The 8039-nt window shown below is 72.1% G+C and carries 7 protein-coding genes and 1 tRNA gene; 6 read left to right on the forward strand and 2 right to left on the reverse strand.

All coding sequences use genetic code 11. From position 1 onward, the window contains the following. Window positions 1–36: 36 nt before the first annotated feature. Both SZN_RS33400 and SZN_RS33405 read right to left on the reverse strand, forming a co-directional pair. Window positions 37–1839, reverse strand: a complete 1803-nt coding sequence (locus SZN_RS33400; protein ID WP_007503872.1) for a DEAD/DEAH box helicase — start codon at window positions 1837–1839, stop codon at window positions 37–39. A gap of 473 nt (window positions 1840–2312) precedes the next feature. Further along, the gene (locus SZN_RS33405) at window positions 2313–3872 is read right to left on the reverse strand and encodes an MFS transporter (protein ID WP_043734418.1); all 1560 of its coding nucleotides are present in this window, start codon (window positions 3870–3872) and stop codon (window positions 2313–2315) included. 177 nt (window positions 3873–4049) lie between these two features. On the opposite strand from SZN_RS33405, the gene SZN_RS33410 reads away from it, so the two are divergent. The 6 genes from SZN_RS33410 to SZN_RS33435 all read left to right on the forward strand — a co-directional run. Beyond that, a tRNA-Cys gene (locus SZN_RS33410) sits at window positions 4050–4121 on the forward strand. Between the two features lie 324 nt (window positions 4122–4445). Next, complete coding sequence (locus SZN_RS33415; RefSeq protein ID WP_007503876.1) at window positions 4446–4712, forward strand: hypothetical protein; 267 nt, start codon at window positions 4446–4448, stop codon at window positions 4710–4712. Then, a complete protein-coding gene (locus tag SZN_RS33420) occupies window positions 4693–5211 on the forward strand; it encodes a DUF6879 family protein (RefSeq protein ID WP_007503878.1) in 519 nt (172 codons plus the stop codon). The genes SZN_RS33415 and SZN_RS33420 overlap by 20 nt, the downstream gene beginning before the upstream one ends. Before the next feature lie 13 nt (window positions 5212–5224). Further along, complete coding sequence (locus SZN_RS33425) at window positions 5225–6073, forward strand: helix-turn-helix domain-containing protein (RefSeq protein ID WP_007503880.1); 849 nt, start codon at window positions 5225–5227, stop codon at window positions 6071–6073. Between the two features lie 90 nt (window positions 6074–6163). Then, window positions 6164–6364 (forward strand): hypothetical protein, encoded by a 201-nt coding sequence (locus SZN_RS42985; protein ID WP_078509064.1) that lies wholly within the window; start codon window positions 6164–6166, stop codon window positions 6362–6364. Window positions 6365–6885: 521 nt separating this feature from the next. Next, window positions 6886–8039 (forward strand): COG1361 family protein (locus SZN_RS33435; RefSeq protein WP_007503884.1); only part of this gene is annotated, 1154 nt, incomplete at its 3' end.

The raw sequence follows: 8039 nt of genomic DNA on the forward strand, positions 1-8039 counted from the left end.
GGTCGCCGGGGCGGACCGCTCCCCCGGCGGGCGGCGTCAGCGCAACCGGGTCGCCCACTCCTGCACCTTGGCGATCCGCTGCCGCAGCTGCCCCGCGGTCGCCTCGGCGCTCGGCGGGCCGCCGCACACCCGGCGCAGTTCGGTGTGGATCACGCCGTGCGGCTTGCCGCTCTGGTGGACGTAGGCGCCGACCATCGTGTTGAGCTGCTTGCGGAGCTCCATCATCTCCTTGTGCGAGACGACGGGCCGCCGCTCGGCGGGCAGTTCGAGGAGGTCGGCCTCGGTGTCCGGCTTCCTGCGGCTGTGCGCGATCTGCCGCGCCTGCCGCTTCTGGAGCAGCAGTTGGACCTGGTCGGGCTCCAGCAGTCCCGGGATGCCGAGGTAGTCCTGCTCCTCCTCGCTGCCGGGGTGCGCCTGCATGCCGAACTCGGCGCCGTCGTAGAGGACGCGGTCGAAGACGGCGTCGGACTCCAGCGCCTCGAAGGGCAGCGTGTCCTGCTCGCCGGTGTCCTCGTCCTGCTCCTTGTTCGCCTCCTCCATCTCCTTCTCGGACTCGGCGTACGGGTCCTCCTCGCCCTCCTTCTTCGGCTTGTCGAGGGCGTGGTCGCGCTCGACCTCCATCTCGTTGGCGAAGGTGAGCAGGTCGGGGACGGTCGGCAGGAAGACGGAGGCGGTCTCGCCGCGCCGCCGGGACCGCACGAAACGGCCGACGGCCTGGGCGAAGAAGAGCGGGGTGGAGATCGTGGTGGCGTACACGCCGACGGCCAGGCGCGGGACGTCGACGCCCTCGGACACCATCCGCACCGCGACCATCCAGCGGTCGTCGCCGCCGCTGAACTCGTCGATGCGCGCCGAGGCGCCCGCGTCGTCGGAGAGCACGAGGGTCGCCCCGCTGCCCGTGATCTCCCGGATCAGCTTGGCGTAGGCGCGCGCGGAGTCCTGGTCGGAGGCGATGACGAGGGCGCCCGCGTCCGGGATGCCCTTGCGGACCTCGGTCAGCCGCCGGTCGGCGGCGCGCAGCACGCTGGGCATCCACTCGCCGCGCGGGTCGAGGGCGGTGCGCCACGCCTGCGAGACGGCGTCCTTGGTCATGGGCTCGCCGAGCCGGGCCGCGATCTCGTCGCCCGCCTTGGTGCGCCAGCGCATGTTGCCGCTGTAGGAGAGGAAGATGACGGGCCGCACGACGCCGTCGGAGAGGGCGGAGCCGTAGCCGTAGGTGTAGTCGGCGGCCGAGCGCCTGATCCCGTCGTCGCCCTCCTCGTACGTCACGAAGGGGATCGGGTTGGTGTCGGACCGGAAGGGCGTACCGGTCAGGCACAGCCGCCGGGTCGCGGGCTCGAACGCCTCCAGGCACGCCTCGCCCCAGGACTTGGAGTCGCCGGCGTGGTGGATCTCGTCCAGGATCACCAGGGTCTTGCGCTGCTCGGCGCGGTTGCGGTGCAGCATGGGGCGCACGCCGACACCGGCGTAGGTCACGGCGACGCCGTGGTAGTCCTTGCCGAGCGGGCCCGCGCTGTACTCGGGGTCGAGCTTGATGCCTATGCGCGCCGCGGCCTCCGCCCACTGCTTCTTCAGGTGCTCGGTCGGCGCGACGACGGTGACCTGCTGCACGACGTGGTGGTGCAGCAGCCACGAGGCCAGGGTGAGGGCGAAGGTGGTCTTTCCGGCGCCGGGCGTGGCGACCGCGAGGAAGTCGCGCGGCTGCTCCTGGAGGTACTTCTCCATCGCGCCCTGCTGCCAGGCGCGCAGCTTGCTTGCGGTGCCCCAGGGGGCGCGGCCGGGAAAGGCGGGCGAGAGGTGGTGGGAGTGGGAGCTGGCGCTGGCGGCGGTGGTAGTCACGGTCTCCGGGGGAAGGGTCGGTCGGCTCGGCTACGTATGACAACCGGGCCACCCTACCGGCGGCCCGGTGGTGCCGAGGGGCGGACGAGGCCGGGTCACACGCGGGTGGGACCGACGTCACAGCCGCCGCGCAGCCGCCCCGCGACCACCCGGGCGTGCTCTCCCAACCCGGAGGCCGGGTCCCAACCCGGAGGCCGGGTCCCACCTCGGAGGCCGGGTCCCACCTCGGAGGCCGGGTCCCAACCCGGAGGCCGCGTCCCAACCCGGAGGCCGCGTCCCAACCCGGAGGCCGCGTCCACGACCGGCCGGTACGCCGAGTCCTGGTCGACGCCCTGCGGATCGACGCGGGTGACGACCGGATTCACGAGCGGATTCGTGACCGGATGCGACCGGATGCGACCGGATTCGTGACCGGCCGAAGGCCCGGCGCTCACGCCCCGGTGTGCGGCCGTGAGCGCCGGAGCGGCCCGGCCTCACGTCCGCGCGCTCCCCGGTGCGGACGGTCCGGCCTGTGCGGGCGGTGCGGGCGGGCCCGCCTGTACGGGCGGTGCGGGCGGTGCGGACGGTGCGGACGGTGTGCGGTCGCGGACGCGGGTGGTCACCCAGGCTCCCGCCAGCGCCACCGCGGCCATCGGCAGGAAGACCGCGGCGAAGGCCGCCGGGTGCGACCCGGACGCGCCGGAGGACGCCGCCGCCGTATGACTGACCGCTCCCCCGCCCAGCGCGGCGAACGCGGCGCCGCCCATGGCGAGCAGGATCACGTTGGACAGCGCGTCGGAGATCTGGAGCGCGGCGGAGTTGGTGCCGGCCTGTTCGGGCGCGGAGAGCTGGAGCAGCAGCACGCTGGTGGAGGAGATGACCAGCCCCATCCCGAAGCAGCCGAAGGCCCAGGCGACGGCCACGGTCCAGACCGGCACCGACGCGACGAGCACGCTGGGCGCGGCGGCGATGGAACCCGCCACGAGCACCATCCCGACGGTCATCAGCCGCTCCCGGTACGGCTCCACGCGCGGGCGTGACTGCACCCATGAGCCCAGCGCCCAGGTCGCGCCGCCCGCCGCCAGCGAGAACCCGGCCAGGGTCGGCGACAGGCCCCGCTGGGTGACCAGCATCAGCGGCACGAAGGACTCGGCCGCGATGAACGACCCCGCGGCGACACCGCGCAGCAGCACCACCGACGGGAGCCCGCGCGCGGCCCGGTAGGTGCCGCGGGGCAGCAGGCCCAGCACGGCCGGTACGAGCAGGGCGGCTCCGGCGGCGCCGGGCAGGAGGGAGAGCCAGCGCAGGTCCTGGGCGGCGTACTGCAGGAGGCCCGCGCCTAGGGAGATGCCGAGCGCGAGCCGGATGCGGCGCCGGTCGAAGGAGGCGCGGCCGGCGGCGGCGTCCACCGGGCCGGCCGCGCGGCTGCGTATCTGGGGCAGGGCGAGCGCGAGCGGCAGCAGGACCAGCACCGGGATGCCGAGGAACACCCAGCGCCAGCCCAGGTGCTCGGTCACCGCGCCGGACGCCAGCGGGCCCACGATCGACGGCACGACCCAGCCGGCCGCGAACGCCGCCATGATCGCCGGACGCAGCCGCTCCGGATAGGCGCGCCCCACGACGACGTACAGCGCGACGATCACCAGGCCGCCGCCGAGGCCCTGCACGGCCCGCCCGAGGATGAACAGCCACATGGCGCCCGCGGTCCCGGACAGCAGCAGCCCCGCGCCGAAGGCGGCGATGCCGCTGGTGAGCGCCCCCAGCGGGCCGCGCCGGTCGGACCACTGGCCCGCGAGCACCATGCCGAACAGGCTGGTGGTGAAGTACCCGGAGAACGCGAACGCGTACAGCGAGACGCCGTCCAGCTCCCGCGCCGCGACCGGCATGGCAGTCCCGACCGCCGTGGCCTCGAAGGCGATGAGCACCACGACGGAGACGATCCCGATGCTGAGGGCCCGGTGGGAACGGCCCAGCACGCTTTCCGCGGCGTCGGGCACGGAGGGGGCGCGGGAGGTCTTCGCGACATCGGCGTCACGCGGTTCGAGGGGGGTCATGGTCGCCAGCGTAAGGGCCGCCACCGACAACGACCCCTGTCCGAAGTCCCCGGGACGATACGACCTTGGTCGTACGACCGGCGCCGTTCGTGAACGGGGTGTGGCAGTCGCGTTGCGGCGCCCCCGATCCCCTTGAGCCCCGCGCTCCCCGGCCCGTACGGTCGAACCACCGATCAAGGCCGTGTGCCCGAGTGGTTGAGGGACTCGCCTGCAAAGCGAGTGACGCGGGTTCGATTCCCGCCACGGCCTCAAGCGCCTGAACAGGCAAAAGGGAAGGGCGGCACCCTCGATGGGTGCCGCCCTTCCCTTTTGCCCGTCTCGGTCGGCCGGGACACCGACACCTCGCGGCCATGGCCGTAGCGGGCCGCCCCACGAGGCGACAGAGGCGGTCTGCGTCCTGCACGACCTGGGCCAGGGGTGCTCCCGGTGTCATGAGTACGCGGGTGGGAGGGACTCCACGTCACGCGTCCGCCGTGTCGGCCCGCGTGCGCGACCGTGCGCCCTTGACGAGGCTCGGCCGTGCGGGCAACGCTCGTGCACGCATGTGCAACCCTCTCGATGAAGGAGCGCACGATGGCGTTACGGTTCCTGGGGATCTGGCCCAACACACCGGACGACGGCTCGCCGACCATCTGGATGGACGAGACGACGGGGGACCTGATCATCCAGTCGTGGAAGGCGGACGCGGCAACGATCCGGCAGGCGCAGGAAGTCGGCTCGGTCCCCGGGCACTCGACCGACGCACCCGACCACGAGACCGTGATTCGCCTTCCTGCCGACATGCTCCAGTTCATCCCGCGCCCGAACGGTGAGGTCAACGGTGTCAACAGCGGTACGTGAGGAACTGGCCAAGGCGCAGCGCTCCGCGATGCACCTTGAGATGCGCGACAGCTACATGCGGGACGACCCGGAGTTCGTCCGCTGGCAGAAGGGGCACCGCTACGACCCGGACGACCGCGAGTCGTGGTGGCGGTCATGGCTGGACGTCGTCACCGGGACGACCGGCCGGGGCGTGGTCATGCGTCGGCTCCGCGTCGTCTCCGAGCCGCTGAGTGACTACGTCCGGTACGAGTACGACGGCACGTTCACCAACATTGCGGCGGGGGAGGACGTGCGCTGGCTGCCTCGCTCACGCGCCCGGGACCTGTTGCTGCCCGCGCTGGACGGCTGGGTCATGGACGAACGGACCCTGATCCTGCACCACTTCGGCGGGGACGGTCAGTGGACCGACCCGCGTATGGAGGTCCTCAACGACCCAGCCCTGGCGAAGCGGTACGCGGCGGCGTACCAAGCGGCCTGGGAACGCGCCGTCCCGCACGAGGAGTACCGGCCGGTCTGACGCCACACCCACCATGGCAGTTTCCGCGTCGTCCAGTGTCCAGCAAGCCCGGCAGGTCCTCGCCGATCGCCTCGGCGAGATCCGTCGCGACGCCGGGCTCACCGGGCGGGACATCGCCCGGCTCTGCGGCTGGCACGCGTCCAAGTCGTCCCGCATCGAGAACGCCCGTACGCCCCCTTCCGCGGACGACATCCGCGCATGGTGCGCTGCGTGCGGCGCGGAAGGCCGGACAGCGGACCTGATCGCGTCCCTCCGCGCGGTCGAAGGCACGTGGATCGAGTGGCGGCGAATGGAACGCGCCGGCCTCCGGCAGGCGCAGGAAGCACGCTTGCCGCTGTACGAGCGCACCCGCCGATTCCGCTCCTACTCGTCATGGCTCGTGCCCGGCCTGATCCAGACGCGCGGGTACACCACAGCGGCGCTGCGAGCCATCCAGCAGCGGCGTGGGCTGGTGGACGATGTTGCCGACGCCGTGGAGGCCCGCATGGAGCGTCAGCGAGTTCTCCACCAGGGCGACCGCCGCTTCGCGTTCCTGGTGGAGGAATCGGTCCTACGATCCGGCATCGGCGGGTCCGAGGTCATGGTCGGGCAGCTCGCCCATCTGATCACCGTGGGCTCATTCCCCAACGTCAGCATGGGAGTTATAGCCATGCGACCGGATCGCGCCCGCTGGCCCGTGGAGGGCTTCTGGCTGTACGACACGGCTCAGGTCAACGTCGAGTTGGTCTCCGGCTACCTCACGATCACCCAGCCGAGTGAGGTGACCATGTATGCCGAGACCTTCGCCGAGCTGGCCGAGTCGGCCGTCTACGGATCGGATGCGCGCGCTCTGATCACAGCGGCCATGGACGCCCTCGGGTGAACCTCCGTGCAATCTCGTAGAAGCTTCTTCCGGTGGGGACCGCCACGTTCCTAGCGTCTGTCGCGATACGTACGACGCGAAGGGGGCGGCATGACCGAGCCGAAGCGATACCCGAGCGCACCAGTGGTGCTACCGGACCGCGCAGAGCAAACCGAGCCCGCGCCGGTCGAAGGCTGTGCGGGGTGTGCCGAGTTGGCGAAGGTCCGGGGTTGGGCCCGCGCGGGTCACGACATGACCACCGTGTCCGACTGCAACGTCCTCATGGCCAGGCATCCCGAGGGTCACCGATGACGAGGCTCGCGTGAGCCGTCAGTCCCGCGAGACGAAGGAGCCCTGGCCGGGCACCGTGTAGAGCCGTCCTTCCTCACGGAGGGAGGCCACGGCCTTCTGCACGGTGGACGGGGCCACCTCCGTCAATGATTTGGCGATGCCTCAACTTTAGTCTTCCACACCGAAGTTACGAACAGCCGACGGATCACCACGGAATGCCGTCTCGCCCCTTCGGACTGCACTCGCGCTCTTGGGAGTGTCGACCTGCCAGCACGGCAGCGACGAACCAGGGAGACGAGACGACCCGCCGGCACGTCGACCACAGCCAGTGCGAGCACCCCTCCTCGAAGGCCAGGCGTGCCGCGTGCAGGAAGACCATGCGAGCCGCCCTCGGCGAGAGCGCGGCGAAGGCTCCGACCGCCGGGGCGGTGAGGCTTTCTCGAACGCGCGTACAACCCTCGGCGGTTTCTGCGTGTCCAGGACATGACTGGACGGAAAAGCTCCGGTCGTCTTCGCTTGCCGTCCGACGAGGAGACCCACCCGTGCGTCAGCGCCCCAGCACCTCGCACCTGCGTGCCCCGGCGGCCTTCGTGGCTGCCGCGGCCGTCGCCGCGGCCGTTCCGGCGGCCGTCGCCCCCACGGCGTACGCGGACGGGGGCGAGGCCGCGCTGGTGGTCTCGAACCTGCCCCGTACGTCTCCCGCGCCGGGCGACGTGGTCGACGAGAACGTCGTCGTCACCAACAACGGCACCGCCGCCGCGGACGGCGTCACCTTCCGCGTCCGGCTGACCCGCGGGCTGGACTTCCCCGAGAAGGCCGCGGGCTGCACGTACTCCACGCTCGCGGACCAGGTCCGCCAGGCGCTGTGCCAGATCGACCAGGTCATCGAGCCGGGCGCGGCCATCGAGACGCCCGTGCGGTTCAAGGCCCTGCCCGACGCCCTGATGGAGTCCGTCGAGTACGGCACCGGCGCCACCGGTGAGGCCCCGGGCGAGGGGTTCGACGACAGCTACCGCCGACTGGCGCTGACCGCGGACAGCTCGGCCGACCTGGCCGCCGTCGGCGAGGACACCGAGGCCCTCGCGGGCGGCGCGCAGTCCGTGACGGTGCAGCTGCGCAACGACGGCCCCGGCTGGATCCGGAACCAGGAGAGCGACGACCAGCCGGCGCTGATGGTGCGCATCCCGCCGGGCACGACCGCCACCGAAGTGCCCGCGCAGTGCGCGCCGTTCGGCATCGACGGCCCGTCCGCTCCCGGCGGTACGCCCGGCAGGGCCACCTATGTCTGCTGGCCGGCGGACGGGACCATCGAGGTCGGCGAATCCGTGTCCTTCACGTTCACGCTCGCCATCGGCAAGGGCACGAAGACCACCACGGGCGAGGTGCGGGCGACGTCCGTGTACGACATCCGTCCGGTCTTCGACAAGAACCCCGCCAACGACAGGGGCCAGATCAAGATCGCCATTCCCACCGACCACGAGCCCGAGCCCACCCCCTCGGGGAGCACGTCCACCTCGGGCGGCTCGGCCTCCGGCGGCTCCACCGGCGGCGGCAACGACCCCGTGGGCCAGTCCACCGGCGGCAGCGGCAGCGGCGGCTCGGGCGGTGCCGGCTCGGCGGCCGGCGGCGGCTCCGCCTCCGGCTCGGTCGACGGCAGCCTCGCGAGCACCGGCTCCGACGGCACCCCGCTCATCGC

Origin of the sequence: Streptomyces zinciresistens K42 (assembly GCF_000225525.1) — a bacterium.
Classification (GTDB): Bacteria; Actinomycetota; Actinomycetes; order Streptomycetales; family Streptomycetaceae; genus Streptomyces; species Streptomyces zinciresistens.

Bases quoted from the DNA above. Each gene is read 5' to 3' on its own strand.
- SZN_RS33405 (WP_043734418.1), bottom strand. From the start codon at position 3,872: ATGACCCCCCTCGAACCGCGTGACGCCGATGTCGCGAAGACCTCCCGC.
- SZN_RS33415 (WP_007503876.1), top strand. From the start codon at position 4,446: ATGGCGTTACGGTTCCTGGGGATCTGGCCCAACACACCGGACGACGGC.
- SZN_RS33425 (WP_007503880.1), top strand. From the start codon at position 5,225: ATGGCAGTTTCCGCGTCGTCCAGTGTCCAGCAAGCCCGGCAGGTCCTC.
- SZN_RS42985 (WP_078509064.1), top strand. From the start codon at position 6,164: ATGACCGAGCCGAAGCGATACCCGAGCGCACCAGTGGTGCTACCGGAC.